The sequence below is a fragment of the Streptomyces poriticola genome, from assembly GCF_036689765.1.
GTDB lineage: Bacteria > Actinomycetota > Actinomycetes > Streptomycetales > Streptomycetaceae > Streptomyces > Streptomyces poriticola.
In genome coordinates, this window is sequence record NZ_JBAGKH010000024.1 from 86363 (window position 1) to 101095 (window position 14733).

Below are 14733 nucleotides of genomic sequence, written 5' to 3' on the forward strand. Positions count from 1 at the left end.
AGGACACGATGACGAAGCATGCCGCCGTCACCACCCAGACAAATTTCGGGGAATTCGGACGCGGTGATCGGCTTGTCCCTCCATGGGCGCCCGTCGACCTGGCCAGTGACACTACCGATGAAGAAGTCCTCGGCCACCGGAATCCCGGAGGCTTCGGCGATCGAACGTGGCCCGAGGCCGAGGGAATTGGACAGCACGGGAAGCCCGAGGAGGCAGGCCAGGTACTTGTCGTCGATCGCGCCGGGGTTCTCGGGGTCTCCTGGCAGTGCGACACTCGTGCGGTGCGCGTCATGCAACGGAGGGTCGGTGACACCCAGAAGGCCCGCCGACCGCTCCCTCAGTCCGCTGCGTTTCAAGAGTGGCACAAGCGCCTGCGCCGGTGCTTCGCACCGCTCGTCACTCGCGTACGACACCATGTCGGTGAACATACGCGGAGTTTCCTCAGGTGCTGGGATCTGCTCGGGGGACCCAGCCGTTGGCGGCTCCGGTGTGGATCAGGTCCTGTGCGTATTGCCAGAGGTCTGCGGAGGCGTCCTTGATCACGGACTTGCGGGCGAGCACGTCCTTCTCGGTGACGCCAGGGCTGCGCCAAGTCCCGCCTCGATTTCCGTAATTGAGTAGCAGGGGCTGGAGCCGGTCCATGGCCTTGGCGAATCGCGCCTCGGGTGTGCTGCGTTCTTCGAACTCGTCCCACAGGGACCGGAAATGGCCCCGTTGGTCGGCGGGCAGGAGTGCGAACAGCTTGTCTGCGGCCTGTTGTTCCCGTGCTTCCTGGTCGGCGGCAGCTTCTGTGTCGTACAGGAAGGTGTCTCCGGCGTAGATCTCCACCAGGTCGTGGAGGACGACGAGGGCGAGGACCTTGCTTGTATCGATGGGTTCGTCCGCGTACTCGGCGAGTACCAAAGTCATCAGGGCGAGATGCCAGGAGTGCTCGGCGTCGTTCTCTTTGCGGTTCGCGGCCAGCAGCGGGCTCTGCCGGAAAATGTCCTTGAGCCGGTCCACCTCGATGATGAACTCGATCTGGCGGCGCAGTCTGTCGGGGGTGCCGTCGGGCTGCTGGACCGATTCGGCGAGCAGGGGGGCGTCGTCGTGGGGCATGGCAGGCTCCTTGAGAGGTTCATGCGTGCACTGTTCAGAGGTTGAGATATTGCAGTAGGACGCTGGCCGTGAGGACCAACGTCGTCACCCACAGAGCGGGATGCGGTCGTCGGCGGCTGAGTACGCTCGCGGCCGTGCACACGATGAAGGCCGCGGCCATGGCCTGGTCGATCGCGAGGGTGACGATCGTGACGCCCACGGCAGTCGCTGTGACGGCCAGGCCCAGGCGGTCCGCTCCACCTGAGCGGGGCGCGGCGAGCATCTTGACCGCCACGAAGACCAGAGCACCGGTGGTGGCTTCGACGGGGACGTGAGCCAGGAGCGGGCCTAGGAACAGGCAGGAGAACAGAAGCAGTCCGGTGACGATCGCCGTGATCCCGGTGCGGGCGCCGGCTCGGATGCCGACCGCGCTCTCTACGAAGGCCACGAAGCTGGAGGATCCGGCTGCGGATCCGGCCACGGTGGCGCCGGCGTCGACGAGGAGAGCCTGACGCATACCGGGCACCTGTCCGTTGCCGTCCTGCAGGGGGGTGTGCGCCGACAGGCCCACCACCTTCGCGATGCTGCCGAAGAAGTCGAGGGCGAAGAGCACGAGGACGATACTCCACGCCCTCGGGTCAGTGATGACGGTGAGGTCGAAGCGGAGTAGTGCGGCGCCGCTGCCGTGGACGCCGTCGTGGACGGCGTCGGTGCGGATGCCGGCGAACGCGCAGTACAGCGCGGCGGCTGCGATGCCGCCGAGGACCGCTGCGGCACGGGCGCCCACGGCGTCCAGGGCCAGGGCGACGGTGAGGCCGATGTAGAGGGCGATGGCGGGTGGGTCCGTCCAGTCGCCCAGGCCGGACAGCCGCCCATCGGACGTGGTGACGAGGTGGGCGATCTGCAGGCCGATGAGTCCGATGAACGTGCCGACCGCAGCGGCGAGTGCCGAACGCATCTGCGGGGGGATCGCGTTGATCACGGTCTCGCGCAGCCGCAGCAGGGACACCGCGAGCATCGCGATGCCGGACCAGAACACCATTCCCAGTGCCTGGGGCCAGGTGTAGGCGAGGGTGCCGACCACGGAGAAGGCGATCATCGCGTTCATCTCCATGCCGGGTGCCACGGCGAAGGGGAGCCGTGCCCACAGTCCCATGGCGATGGTGGCGAGGCCGCCGACTGCTGCTGTCGCGAAGAAGGCGGCGGCGTGGGGGATGCCTCCCTGGCTGAGGATGGCCGGGTTGACGACCACGATGTACGAGAGGGCCAGGAACGTCGAGATCCCGGCGACGATCTCGCGGCGCCAGGTTGAGCCCCTCGCGCTCAGGGAGAAGTACCGGTCGACGGGTCCATGGCCGGAGACGGGATGGTGTGAGACCGGCTTCGGCCTGAGTCCTGGGCGGTCAGGCGCGTTCACGTCGTTGTCCGCGTAGCGGGAAGGCGGGGGCGACGGGACTGATGGTGTCTCCGACATCGCCCAGCAGCACCTGGTCGGGTGCGTCCGGTTCCACGGCGTAGAACTTTCCATTCAGTGCCCCGGACACGTGGCCGACGTGGAGGGTCAGCGACACCTCCAGTTGTTCGGCGTACCTGGCCAGGGCGAGTGCGCCTTGCCGGGTGGAGTGGCAGGTGAAGATCTCGACGTCGGCTCCCGGCCGGAGTGTCAGCTGCAGCATCGCCATAAGGGTCACCCCGCTGGCCACGACGCCGTCGACGATGACCAGCCGGTCTGCCTGCGAGGGCAGCCACTCGTCCACACCGACGAGCAGTCCGCCAGCCACCGGCATCCGCTTGGCATGTGGTGTCCAGCCCCGTTTCTGGGGCAGAACGTCGAGGCGCTCGGCCAGGATGCGGCCCTCGCGCTCCGGCGCGATGACCGTTGTTCCTGCCGCAGAGGCGCTGCGCTGTGCCTGGACGGGAAGCATGCCGTAGATGTCGAGCAGCGCCTGTAGGTAGCGGCTGCGGTCGGCCTCATGCTGTTCGGGAAGGTTGGCGACTGCAGTGACGGCGGACATCCGCTCGATGACTGAAGGATCGTCGGCGGACGCGATCCGTATGTTGTCCGGCAGGGCGCCGGGGGCATGCAGTGACTCCAGCAGTTGGGGGCCGAAGTGGACGAGGTGGCTGAAGTACGTGTCGTGTTGCTTCTCGAAGTCGTCCACCGTCTGCCGGGCCTGCGGGGGAAGCCCGGTCCTGTCGAGTAAGCGGGCAGCGTTCATCGATGACCTCCGGTCCTGTGCTGTGAGGGCTGGTCTTGTCGGGACACCGGGGCGGGCTGTCGGCCCGTCCGGGTGAGGAGGAACAGCGCCGACGGCGAGGCCGCCGCGGCGATGACCGCGGTGACGCAGAACGTCCGGACGAAGTCGGGGGTTGCCGGCTGCTCTCCGTGGAGCAGGACCAGCAGCGCCAGGCCGATGGAGCCGCCGATGTACTGAGCCGTTGTCACCAGGGCGCTCCCGGTCGCGTTGCTCGCCTGCGGGAGGTCGCGGGTTCCGGTGATGAACATGCTAGTGAACGCCATCCCCTGTCCCAGGCCGCTGAGCAGCAGTCCCGGCAGGATGCCCGGCAGGTAGCCGCCCTCAGCGCCGACGGCCAGGGCGAGCACCACAAGGCCGGCCGCACCGGTGAGGAACGCCGTGGACAGCAGTCGCCGCAACGGCAGTCGGCTGGCCAGCCGGCCCGCCACCGTGTTCCCCACGGTGATGGCGCCGGCCAGCGGGAGGAAGGCCATGCCCGCGGCGAGCGCGCTGTAGTCCCGTACGTCCTGGAGGTAGAGGGTGACGAGGTAGAACTCGGCTCCGAAGCTCGCCATGTACAACCCCGCCACCAGGCAGGCCACTTGAAGAGTCCGCACACGCAGCAGGGCTCGGGGCACCAGCGGCCTGCGCCGCTTCTGGCTGAGTGCGAGGAATGCTCCGGCCAGGATCGTCACCGCCAGCGCGGCGGCGACGACGGGGAGGGAGGGCTGGGCGCGGGAGAGTTCGGTGAAAGCAAGGACAAGGGCCACGACTGCGGCGCACGCCGAGAGCGTCGCCGCCGTGGCGACGGGAGCCCGGGTCCCGGCGGAGGTGGAACGGACCGCGTTCCCGGCGGCGAGCAGACAGACCGCCACGATGGGGAGGTTGATCCAGAAGATCCACTGCCAGGAGGCCACTGCCAGGATGCCTCCGCCGGCCGTGACACCGAGGGCGAGTCCGACCGCCCCCGTGGTACCCCACACGCTCACGGCCCGGTCGCGCTCCGGACCTGCGGGGTAGGCGGAGCTGAGCAGGCCCAGCGTCGCGGGCACCAGTAGGGCAGCCGCCACCCCTTGACCGACCCGCGCGGCGATCAGCACCGAGGCGGAGGACGAGAGGGCGGCTCCGATCGAGGAGGCGGCGAAGAGCAGCTGGGCGGTGAGGTACACCCGGCCGGCGCCGAAGACGTCCGCCAGCTGCCCACCCAGCAGCAGGAACCCGGCGAAGAAGATCGCGTACGCGCTCACGATCCACTGCAGCGCGACCGCGGAGAAATGGAGGCTTGTCCCGATGTCGGGCAGCGCGACGTAGATGATCGAGAAGTCGAGCGCCACCAGCAGCTGCGCCCCGGCCAATGCCGTCAGTAAGCGGGCACCCGGCGTCGGAAGGGGGGAAACGGGCACGGTCGGTCAGCCTCCGTAGGTCAACTGGTCAGCCCAGGGCGGTGAGCGCCGCGATGAACACGTCCCAGAACCGTTCGGTGTCCAGTCGCGTCGCCACCTGGGCGTTGGGGGTCCTGCCTGTGACACCGTAGAGGTCGATCACGGTCGCGCCGCGGGTGAACTCCCCGTGCAGTTCGATCGAGACGGGCGCTTCGACGCATTCCACGAGGCTCGCATCGAGCACACGGGCGATGGCGACGGGGTCGTGGAGCGGCGCGTCGGGCAGATCCCAGATCTGGTCGTAGGTGCTGGAGCGGAATTCGAGGAGGGCTGCCGACGCCTTGCTGATGTGCGTGCCCACGTCGGTGATCCGCTGCAGCACGTCCCGGGTGACCGGTGCCTGGTGCGTGACGTTGAGGCCGCAGTACGTCAGGGGGATGCCGCTGGAGAGTACTTCGTGGGCGGCCTCGGGATCGACCAGGATGTTGTACTCCGAGTAGGGCAGGGTGTTTCCGCGGTGCGTGGCCCCGCCCATGCACACGATTTCCTTGATCTTCTCCTTGTCCTGCGGGTGGAGGGCGAGGAGTCCCGCGATGTTCGTCTGGGGGCCGGTGACCACCAGGGTGAGGGGTTCAGGACTGTCGGCCAGCAGGTTGTGGATGAGGTCCACACCATGCGCGGAATGGAGCGGCACCTCCGGTGCCGGGAAGTCCCAGCCGTCCAGGCCGGTTTCACCGTGCACGTCGTCGCCGATCAGCAGCCTGCCGGTGAGCGGCTTGAGGTATCCGGCGGCGACGGGCACGTCGAAGGCTTTGGCCAGGGAGCACATGCGTCGTGCGTTCAGGGCGGTCTTCTCCACGGTCTGGTTGCCCGCGCTGGTGGTGACCGCCTTCAGCTCCACGCGGGGGTCACCGACGGCCAGCAGGATGGCCATCGCGTCGTCGTGGCCGGGATCGCAGTCGAGGATGATGGGGGTGGGCATGTGGGACTCCAGGTGTTCGGTCGGGGACCTGCGGCGGATCAGCGTCCGTGCCTTGGCGGTGGTGGTGCCCGTCTGGTCATGCCGTGTTGGTGAGGCTCTGGTAGAAGGCCAGGTGGTGCTGGCCGGCGGTCGCGAAGCCGTCGCGGAGGTGTTGCGCCAGGGCGAGGTCACCAGCCGTCGGCGCGACCGGCTGCTGCTGCGCGGCTTCCCGGAGCGCGCCGGTCAGCGCGTAGACGTCGTCGGCGGGGACGATGGCGGCGGCTGAGTAGTCGCCGAGCAGCAGCGGCAGGTTCCCGGAGTCGCTGGCGATGATGCGGCGTCCGCAGATGACGGCCTGCGCGACGGAGAGCGAGAAAGGCTCCCCGTGCGCGCCTCGGTCGATGGTCGGATGGACGATGATGTCGCTTGCGCGGATCGCCGCCCAACTCTGCTGGGGACGGTAGTGGGTGAAATGCACACGTCCCTTCTCCTGCCAGGCGCCAGCCCGTTCCAGGAGGGACTCGGGGATACCGGGCGGCCAGATGAGGTGCTCGGTACCCGCGTGGACGAAGTGCAGGTCGGCGCCTTCGTCCAGCAGGGTCAAGGACGCCTCCAGGCTCAGGTGGGAGCCCTTCCAGCGGGTCATCCTGCTGGGTTGCAGCACGATGGTGCCGCCCGCGGCCGGAAGCCGGAAGGGGGCCTCTTCCAAGGGCAGCGCAAGCCCGAGGACGGTGACTTCGGCATCGGGCAGCCTGCCTCTGACCTCGGCGGCGACGAAGGCGGAGTGGGCGACCAGGGGGCCGGGAAGTGCAGCGAGGAACTCCCACTGGTCGGCCCGCTCGTCGATGTTGTGCAGGTCGAAGACGAGGCGGCCGTGCCACCGGCGCTCCCGCAGCCGCTCCACGACGGCGGTCACGACTTCGGGCTTGTGCCACTGCGGGTTGTGCCAGTGCACGATGTCGGCGTCCAGACACCGTTCGGTGAGTGCGCCTGCACGGTCGGGGACGAAGGGTTCGCCGATGTCGAGGGCCGGGTCGTAGTCGCAGCCGGGCGAGTGCTGTGTGCCCACGACGGCATGGATCTCGTTTGTCAGGGCGCCGAGTTGGCTGACGACCGCGCTCAGATGGGTCTCTACTCCACCGGTGACCGGCAGTCCGGTCCAGTGGACGTGGACGATACGCACTGCTCGTCAGCCCTCTCCGGACGCCGGGACGTCCTCCGCCAGCCGGAAGCCCATTGCATACAGCGAGCGCGGGTAGGGGCCGTGCCGGCGCTGGCACCTGGCCAGATCACGGAACCGGTTGAAGGCTCCGCCCCGGGCGATGCGGTAGGCGCCGAGCCTCACGTACAGGTCGTCGTGCACCACTTCCCCGCCCGGGTACGGTCCGTAGGTGCTGCTGGTGTACTCCTCGACGTTGCCCGCCATGTCCAAGGCTCCGCACCATGACCGGCCCTCGGGGAAGGCCCCGACCGGGCTGGTCATGAGAAGGCCGGTCTCCAGTGTGTTGGCCGCCTGGGCGCTCCAGCTGTCGCCCCAGGGATGACGCAGCCCCGCCGGCCCTGCCGCGGCGTACTCCCATTCCTGCTCGGTGGGCAGACGAAAGCGGCGGCCGGTGCGACGGCTGAGCCAGTTCGCGTAGGCGTCGGCGCTCTGTGCCGTGACCGTGTACACGGGGTGGTTGGAGGCAGCGGGATCGAACCGGCCGTAGTTCCAGTTGCTCGGGATCTCCACATGGCCGGTGTCCTTGAGGAAGACTGCGAACTCGTCATTGGTCACCGGGTATTTGGCGATGTTGAAGGCTGGGATCTGGAGCGTGTGGCGGGGGCATTCCTTCTCCACCCAGGACCGCTGCACGCCGAACTGTGCGGCGTCGGCGTGCAGTGCGTCGACCTCGCTGTCCGGCGTTCCGAGGAGTGCCCGGCCTGCGGGGACGTGCAGCATGTCCGGAGTCTCCCAGCGAATCCGGGGGTCGCCCGCGAGCGCCAGCGCGGTGCCGGCCGCCACACGATGTTCGAGGGGGAGTGACTCGTCCTGGACCAGGTCGGCCAGCTGGGCCGGCGGGCGGCCGACCACCTGCGCGAAGTGATCAAGGCGTTCCGCTCTGGGTTCTACGTAGCCTTCGGGCAGCCCCATCGCTGCCCTGTCGGTCAGGGCGTTGATGTCGGCGTCGACCAGGTTCGCGTGCACGATGTGAGACGTCACGTCACTCCTGCTTCCCGCGGGCGGATTCCGGTTCCAGTACCGTGCGCACGTCCTCGCCGAGCCGACGCGTGCCGAGGACGCGGAAGCTCGGTGCCGCGCCGCAGGACGGTACGTCGAGACCGCGGATGGCGGGCGCACCGTCCTGTCCGAGTAGCCTGGCGGCGCTGTACCAGATGATCCGGTCCACCAGTGCCTCGGTCAGGAGGGCGCCGGCCAGTGTGGCGCCTCCCTCGACGAGGAGCGACCGGATGCCCCTGTTGTAGAGCTCGGACAGGGAGGTCGTGAGGAAGCCCGAGCCGGGATCTATGGTGATCAGCTCGGCCTTCCCCAGGGGCTTGTCCCCCGCTGACCGCGTGGTGAGGATCCAGGTGGGGGCCGCGCCGTCGGAGGCGAGGCGCGAATCGACAGGGGTGCGCAGTCGGCGGTCGAAGACCACCCGGACCGGCTGTCGCGTCCTGGGGCGGCCAGTGGCACTGCGGGCGGTGAGTTCGGGATCGTCGATCAGAGCGGTGGTGCTGCCGACGGCAATCGCGTCGGTCCTGGCCCGCAGCAAATGGGTGTCCCGGCGTGCCGGCGGGCCGGTGATCCAGCGGCTGCTTCCGTCGCGCGCCGCGATCCGCCCGTCGAGCGTGGACGCGAGTTTGAGGGTGACGTGCGGGCGCCGGGTGACTGCAGAGGTCAGCCAGGCGTGGTTGACCTCTGCGGCGCGTTCTTCGAAGAGCCCGGACCGAACATCGATTCCGGCGGCGTGCAGTGCTGCCGTGCCCTCGCCTGACAGGGTGGGATCAGGGACCGCGAAGATCACTCGGCGAATCCCGGCGTCGAGCAGGGCCTGGGTGCAGGGGCCGCTACGCCCCTGCCGGCTGCAGGGTTCCAGGGTGACCACGGCGGTGCCGCCCGCGGTGAGGGGTCCCGCCGCGCGAAGTGCGTGGACCTCGGCGTGTGGCCCCCCGGCCTTTTGGTGCCAGCCCTCGCCGACCTGCCGGCCCGCGCGGTCGAGGACCACTGCCCCGACGACCGGGTTCGGCGCGACGGAGCCGAGTCCGCGCCGGGCCAGCGACACGGCCCGCGCCATCGCGGCCCGCTCCTCTTCGGAGAAGGTCTGTCCGTCCTCGGAAGCATCGATTGTCACCGCGCCCCCTGTGGCGAGACACCGACGGGCAGTGCGGTGAGCGGACGCGTGGTGCCCAGTGCATCGAGGTGGCCCATCAGCCGGTCCTTGACTTCGAGGTATGCCTCGTTGAAGGGAGTACGGAAGCCTCCGAGCGGGACCCGGTCCTCGACCACGATCCCCTGGGCGGCGAGTTGTCCGACCTTCTCCGGGTTGTTGGTCATGAGTCGGACCCGGGCGATGCCCAGATGCCGCAGGCAGTCGGCGGCCATCCGGAAGTCACGGCCCTCTGCCGGGAAGCCGAGGGCAAGGTTCGCGCTGATGGTGTCGTGGCCGGCTGCTTGCAGGGCGTAGGCTCGGATCTTGTTCGCCAGGCCGATGCCCCGCCCTTCCTGCCGGAGCATGTAGACGAGAACTCCGTTGTACGACTGGACGATGGCGGCAAGGGCCGCGGACAGCTGGGGACCGCAGTCGCACTTCTCGGAGCCGAGGACGTCCCCGGTGAAGCAGGCGCTGTGGATGCGCGTGATCGGCGGCGCGGCGGATTCGCTCCGCGGCGCGACCGTCCGCAAGGTGACCACTTCCTCCGTCTCCTGGCCGTCCGCGCCGACCTGCCCGAAGACGGTCAGCTGCATGATGGTGGAGCCGACCGGGACGGGGGCACTCGCAAGGCGTGCCACCACCGTCTCATCGGATGTTGTCATCAGGCGGCTCCTACTTGCTCCGGTCGGCGGATATGACGGCGACAGGCGCCTCGATCTCGTACACGCGGCCGTCGTAGGAGGAGGCCAGGAACCGCCCCGGCGAGCCTGCGGCAGCCAGCGCCGAGATGCCGGCCGTCGTCGGCCGCGCGTCGCGCACCCACTCACCGGCCACGGGGTCATAGACGGCGACCCGGCCGTGGTAGCCGCCCGTCGCGATCAGGCTGGTGTGCGGGTCGACGGTGACGCACTTGATGCTGTTGCGGTGCGGAGTCGGCACGACTGCCTGCTGCTTCCCGCCGGCGGTCCAGATCCTCAGCGTCAGGTCGCGGCTCACGCTGACGAACCGTCCGTCCGGAAGAGCCGCCGCGCCGTTGGCTATGCGCGCGTGCGCCTCGTCGTTGTCGGCGACAAGCTTGAGATCCGGCAGGGAATGCCACCTCGCGGCACCCGTGGCGCACACGCTGAAGAGCACGTCGCCCTGGACGGCCACACCCTTGATGGCGTTCTCCTGGATGCGGTGCTCGCCGACCAGCTTCAGTCCGGTTCCTGCCTCGTCGCGCAGGACGAGCGCCTCACCGGTGTAGGTGCCGACGACGAGCATGTCGCCGTCCGGTGTCGCGTGCACGGCCGCGCAGTTGAGGGGAGAGCGGTGCTGGTACAGCATCGCACCGGTGGTCGCGTCGTACAGGGCACCGAGCTGGCCGCCGCTGACGACCGTGCCCGCGACCGGGGTGACGAAGTTGCAGCAGCTGCCGAGTTCGGCCGACACCTCGTCATCGCGCCGGACAGTGCCGCTGTCACCGACCGTGAACCGCCCGAGGGGGGTACTCGCGACCGCGTTCAGGCCCGGCGTGGGCTCGACGCCGGTCAGGTCCCAACTGCCGGCATCCCGGTTGAAGACGGCGTAACTCGATCCGAAAGTCCCGAAGACCCAGCGGGTGGCATCCAGTTTGGCGCAGGAACGCAGCCAGACGTCGGCCGGTACCTCGCTCGTCAGAAGGTGGACGGGGTCCGTCTCCCGGTCCAGGCGCCACAGCCGCACCGTGCGGTCGTAGCTGGAACTGAGCAGGATGCCGCCCTCGGCATCGTAGGCGAGCCGCTTGATCCCGGCGTCGTGCACACGGTGACGCCTCGTGCCCGACGGGCTGATAAGGATCAGCTCCCCCTCGTCGTTGCCGAGCGCGAAGCTGTCCACGCCCAGGACCGCGACCGTGTCCGTCTCGACGTCCCCGAGGTCGATGGTGCTCAACAGGGATCCGCTGGCTGCGTCCCAGCGGCGGACGGTGCCGTCGTCGCTGGTAGTCACCAACTCGGTGCCGTCCCGCACCCACTCGACGGACAGGACGTCGGCCTCGTGCCCCTCCAGGCGGTGGATCAGCCGCCCGTCCAGGTCGTAGATCCGCGCGATGTGGTCGCGCGATGCCGTGGCCACCCGTGTCTCGTCGGACGAGACCACGGTCATCTCCACGTCGTCCTTCTGGTCCGTGAGGACCGTGATGAGACGCAGATCGGGCACGGACCATAAGCGGGCCGAATAGTCACTGCTCGATGTCACGACGATGCGACCGGAAGTGGAGAACCGGCACTGATTAGCGAGGTGGTCGTGGCGTGCCTCGGTGATAGCGGTGCGGGTCGACTCATTCCAGAGAATGACTCTGTTGTCGTAGCCGGCGGTCACCACGAGTTCGCCGTGGGCGTCGATTCCACTGATCGGCGACGTGTGCTTAATCATGAATTCCCCTTGTCGTCACGTGTCAGCCCCGGAGAACGGGCACAGGTGTGCCCCACGCGGAGCGATGACGCCACATTGATGGCGCGGATGAAGACCGCTGACTGAATGAGCAGTGAGAGGCGTTTAGACGAAACGCGGATCGGGTTCTAGCCGGGCGTGGGCGAGGGGCCGCTTTACGGCCGAGGAAGGACTCTAGTTTTGGCAAATGCCCGAGTCAACGCCGCCCAGGCGACTGTCTTGTTTTCACATGCTTCCGCCAGCCTGAAAATCCCTCTGAAATGAGCCAAGATCGTATGGGCGTGTCCCTCGCGGCTATTGCCACCGCCTGCACAGGCTCGCATATATGCATGATCGCGGTTCCTCGTGCCCATTGCCGAAACCCACCCGTCGGTGCCGGACGGCCGCCGGCCGCGAGCCTTCCGGCAGCCCCGGAATGAGCCAATGTGTATCGACCATGTTGCCCAAGGGGCCGCCGCATCCTTCCATGGAGAGGAAGCGATCTTAGGGGGAACAGTGGACGATCTGGACGGCGCACTGCAGTATCTCAGCGACTCCGGGCCCGAGTTCGGCCCGGGCGTGAGCAACCACGGCCCCATGGCTGCCGAAGCCCTGGGACAACTCGGGCACACCGACGCGATCGGAGCCTGGGTGTCCTCGTACCGGAAGATCCTCTACGAGGACACCTACGGGCGCTCCCACGAGATCACCCACGACAACTGGCGCCCCGCCCTCGGCAACATGCGTCTCCTCGGCGACTGGACCGAATTCTTCCGGCGGGAACTCGACGGCGCCGCCTGGACCGATGTCCTCGCCCGCTGGTGGCCGCGCCTGCTGCCGGGCTTCGCTGCAGGAGGAGGCCACGGCGTCATCCGTACCGGGCACGCTGTGCGCATGCTGACGGAGGCCCACACGCCATGGCGCCTTGAGGAACTCGCCCGCGGACTGGGCTACTGGGCCGCCCGGTACCAGGAACTCCCCGAGGCACCGTCGACACCGCGCGAGCGGGACCTGACGCAAGCGTGGGAGGCCGTCCCCAGGCTGCGCAGCGACCAGGGCATGGGCATGATCTTTAGGATCCGGCTCGAAACTGTATGGCTCGAACCGGACTTCGCGCCGGCCGTGGACTCGCTGCTCCCTGAGAAGGACGCCGACGGGGCGCTGAGCCGGCTCACCCTAGCCGCCGCCGGGAGCTATCTCACAGACGATCACAAGACACCCATGGCCTTCGTCCACGCGCTCACCACGCCCGCGGCGGTACGCCTGGTGCTGCCGAGCCTGCCCACCGAACTCCACTGGCCCAGCGTCGCTGCCGCAGTCCGCTTCTCGGCGGCCATCCGCAGCGCCTACGGCACCGGACAACGTGAGCATCACCCCGAGGAGCCGGCCCAGGACTACGCCACACTCGCCGAACGAGCCCTTTCGACCGAGGACCCGCACGCCATCAAGTACGTGGAAGCCTGCCGGCGCGAAGACAAACTGAACCCGGATCCCGCGTACGCAATTGCAGCGACTGACTGGGTCCGCCGTTGCGAGACCGGCTCCTTCTGAGCGCGGCCGGGTTGTCAGCCGATGACCAAGCGGTCCTGGTGGAACGGCGCTGTGATCTACCACGTCTATCCGCGGAGTTTCCTCGACGCCAACGGGGACGGCGTCGGTGATCTGCGAGGCATCAGCCAGCGGATCCCCTACCTTGCCTCCCTCGGTGTCGACGCGCTGTGGCTGTCGCCCTTCTTCTCCTCGCCCATGGAGGATTTCGGGTACGACATCCGGGATCACACCGCGGTCGATCCCCTCTTCGGGGATCTGGAAGACTTCGACACACTCATCCGCACGGCGCACAGCCATGGTCTGCGCGTACTGATCGACTACGTGCCCAATCACACATCCGCCGAGCACCCTTGGTTCCGCGAGTCGAGAGCGGGACCGGACAGTCACCAGCGCGACTGGTACATATGGCGAGATCCGGCCCCCGGCGGCGGGCCACCCAACAACTGGATCACATTGTTCGGGGAACCCGCATGGACCCAGGACCCCGAAAGCGGCCAGTACTATCTGCACTCATTCCTGTCGTCCATGCCCGACCTGAACTGGCGTAATCCGGCGGCCAAAAAGGCCATGTTCGACGTAGCGCGCTTCTGGCTCGACCGCGGCATCGACGGATTCCGCGTGGACTGCGCCCCGCTCCTTGCCAAAGACCCCGAACTACCTGACAACCCCCCGGCACCAAAAGGTGCCACGGCCCATCACCGCCCCATGGGCGACTACGACAGCCAGCAGCACATTTACGACCAGGGACATCCCGACATCCACGAGATCTACCGCGACTTCCGCAGGCTACTCGACTCGTACGGGGAAGGTCTGGACGCGCGTATCTCCATGGGAGAGATCCACGAATACGACTGGTCGGCCTGGAGCCGCTATTTCGGCCGCGACCTCGACGAAATCCATCTCCCCATCAACTTCGGCCTGCTCCAGACCCCTTGGCGGGCCCAGGCCATCAGAGAACTCGTTCGCGCCGTCACCCGTGTGCTTCCCAGCACGGCGGTGCCGACCTGGGTCATGGGCAGCCACGACGACCCGAGGGTTGCCTCACGAGTCGGAACAGCACAAGCCCCCAACGCCATGATGCTGCTCCTCACCCTGCCTGGCACAGCCATCCTGTACAACGGCGACGAACTCGGCTTACCAAACGCGGACATCACTCCCGAAGACATCCGGGACCCCTGGGGACTGAGAGCCCCCGGACTGAGCCGCGATCCCGCACGCTCTCCCATGCCTTGGAACGACGGCCCGACCGCGGGGTTCACCAAGCCAGGCGTATGTCCCTGGCTTCCCCTGACGCTTCCCCCCGGAGGCACCGCAGTAGCGCAGGAAGATGATCCCCGATCCTTGCTCCGGCTCACACGGGCACTGCTGGATCTGCGCCGCAACCAACCGGCACTCGGACTCGGCGTGATCGAATTCCTCGACAGCCCCACCGAAGTGTTGGCCTATACGCGCTCCAGACAGCCAGGGGCCGAAAGCCTCCTGATCACGCTCAACTTGATTGATCGCACGGTTCCTATCGACCAGATCCTCGGTGGCCGTGACTGGGGGCGGTCCCTTTCCACTTGCCCTGCGGCCTCCGCGAGCGGCGACTCGCTTGTGCTGGCCCCCAACGAGGGGGTGATCTGGAGGCCGAAGTAGCTACTTGACGAGGCCCAGAAGGCCCAGCAGTCCACTGTCTCTGGGACGTGGCCGGTCAATCACGCTGTGGATCTTCAGCGCGTGGTTGCGTCAACCTCAACTGCACGACCCGTACGACGCCGTTCCCGCCCTGCCCGGTG

General features: G+C 68.0%; 12 protein-coding genes. 2 read left to right on the top strand and 10 right to left on the bottom strand.

Annotated elements, in window-relative coordinates:
• Positions 1-441 precede the first annotated feature (441 nt).
• The 10 genes from V5O46_RS24455 to V5O46_RS24500 all read right to left on the bottom strand — a co-directional run bounded on the left by V5O46_RS24455 (position 442) and on the right by V5O46_RS24500 (position 11407).
• The gene (locus V5O46_RS24455; RefSeq protein WP_332886826.1) at positions 442-1098 is read right to left on the bottom strand and encodes an HD domain-containing protein; all 657 of its coding nucleotides are present in this window, start codon (positions 1096-1098) and stop codon (positions 442-444) included.
• A 34-nt stretch (positions 1099-1132) separates the two neighbouring features.
• Positions 1133-2494 carry an NCS2 family permease gene (locus V5O46_RS24460; protein WP_332886827.1) on the bottom strand — a complete coding sequence of 454 codons (1362 nt, stop codon included), beginning with the start codon at positions 2492-2494 and terminating at the stop codon, positions 1133-1135.
• The gene (locus V5O46_RS24465; protein WP_332886828.1) at positions 2481-3296 is read right to left on the bottom strand and encodes a hypothetical protein; all 816 of its coding nucleotides are present in this window, start codon (positions 3294-3296) and stop codon (positions 2481-2483) included. The genes V5O46_RS24460 and V5O46_RS24465 overlap by 14 nt, the downstream gene beginning before the upstream one ends.
• Entirely contained in the window at positions 3293-4669 is a 1377-nt protein-coding gene (locus tag V5O46_RS24470; RefSeq protein WP_332886829.1) for an MFS transporter, read from the bottom strand. Before V5O46_RS24470 ends, V5O46_RS24465 begins: the two co-directional genes overlap by 4 nt.
• A gap of 76 nt (positions 4670-4745) precedes the next feature.
• Positions 4746-5678 carry a nucleoside hydrolase gene (locus V5O46_RS24475; protein ID WP_332886830.1) on the bottom strand — a complete coding sequence of 311 codons (933 nt, stop codon included), beginning with the start codon at positions 5676-5678 and terminating at the stop codon, positions 4746-4748.
• Between the two features lie 76 nt (positions 5679-5754).
• Complete coding sequence (locus V5O46_RS24480) at positions 5755-6840, bottom strand: glycosyltransferase family 4 protein (RefSeq protein WP_332886831.1); 1086 nt, start codon at positions 6838-6840, stop codon at positions 5755-5757.
• A gap of 6 nt (positions 6841-6846) precedes the next feature.
• Positions 6847-7860: a formylglycine-generating enzyme family protein gene (locus tag V5O46_RS24485; RefSeq protein WP_332886832.1), complete on the bottom strand. Its 1014-nt coding sequence runs from the start codon at positions 7858-7860 to the stop codon at positions 6847-6849.
• A gap of 1 nt (position 7861) precedes the next feature.
• Positions 7862-8992 carry a bifunctional diaminohydroxyphosphoribosylaminopyrimidine deaminase/5-amino-6-(5-phosphoribosylamino)uracil reductase RibD gene (gene ribD / locus V5O46_RS24490; protein WP_332886833.1) on the bottom strand — a complete coding sequence of 377 codons (1131 nt, stop codon included), beginning with the start codon at positions 8990-8992 and terminating at the stop codon, positions 7862-7864.
• Complete coding sequence (ribA, locus tag V5O46_RS24495) at positions 8989-9675, bottom strand: GTP cyclohydrolase II RibA (protein WP_332886834.1); 687 nt, start codon at positions 9673-9675, stop codon at positions 8989-8991. The genes ribD and ribA overlap by 4 nt, the downstream gene beginning before the upstream one ends.
• A gap of 10 nt (positions 9676-9685) precedes the next feature.
• The gene (locus V5O46_RS24500; RefSeq protein ID WP_332886835.1) at positions 9686-11407 is read right to left on the bottom strand and encodes a WD40 repeat domain-containing protein; all 1722 of its coding nucleotides are present in this window, start codon (positions 11405-11407) and stop codon (positions 9686-9688) included.
• Positions 11408-11920: 513 nt separating this feature from the next.
• On the opposite strand from V5O46_RS24500, the gene V5O46_RS24505 reads away from it, so the two are divergent.
• On the top strand, positions 11921-12955 hold the full coding sequence (locus V5O46_RS24505) for a questin oxidase family protein (protein WP_332886836.1): 1035 nt from the start codon (positions 11921-11923) through the stop codon (positions 12953-12955).
• Positions 12956-13006: 51 nt separating this feature from the next.
• Positions 13007-14593 (top strand): alpha-amylase family glycosyl hydrolase, encoded by a 1587-nt coding sequence (locus V5O46_RS24510; RefSeq protein ID WP_332886837.1) that lies wholly within the window; start codon positions 13007-13009, stop codon positions 14591-14593.
• Positions 14594-14733 lie beyond the last annotated feature (140 nt).

What these genes read in the sequence shown, in the direction of transcription:
- V5O46_RS24455 (WP_332886826.1), bottom strand. Translation starts at nt 1,098, where the DNA reads ATGCCCCACGACGACGCCCCCCTGCTCGCCGAATCGGTCCAGCAGCCC.
- V5O46_RS24465 (WP_332886828.1), bottom strand. Translation starts at nt 3,296, where the DNA reads ATGAACGCTGCCCGCTTACTCGACAGGACCGGGCTTCCCCCGCAGGCC.
- V5O46_RS24475 (WP_332886830.1), bottom strand. Translation starts at nt 5,678, where the DNA reads ATGCCCACCCCCATCATCCTCGACTGCGATCCCGGCCACGACGACGCG.
- ribA (WP_332886834.1), bottom strand. Translation starts at nt 9,675, where the DNA reads ATGACAACATCCGATGAGACGGTGGTGGCACGCCTTGCGAGTGCCCCC.
- V5O46_RS24500 (WP_332886835.1), bottom strand. Translation starts at nt 11,407, where the DNA reads ATGATTAAGCACACGTCGCCGATCAGTGGAATCGACGCCCACGGCGAA.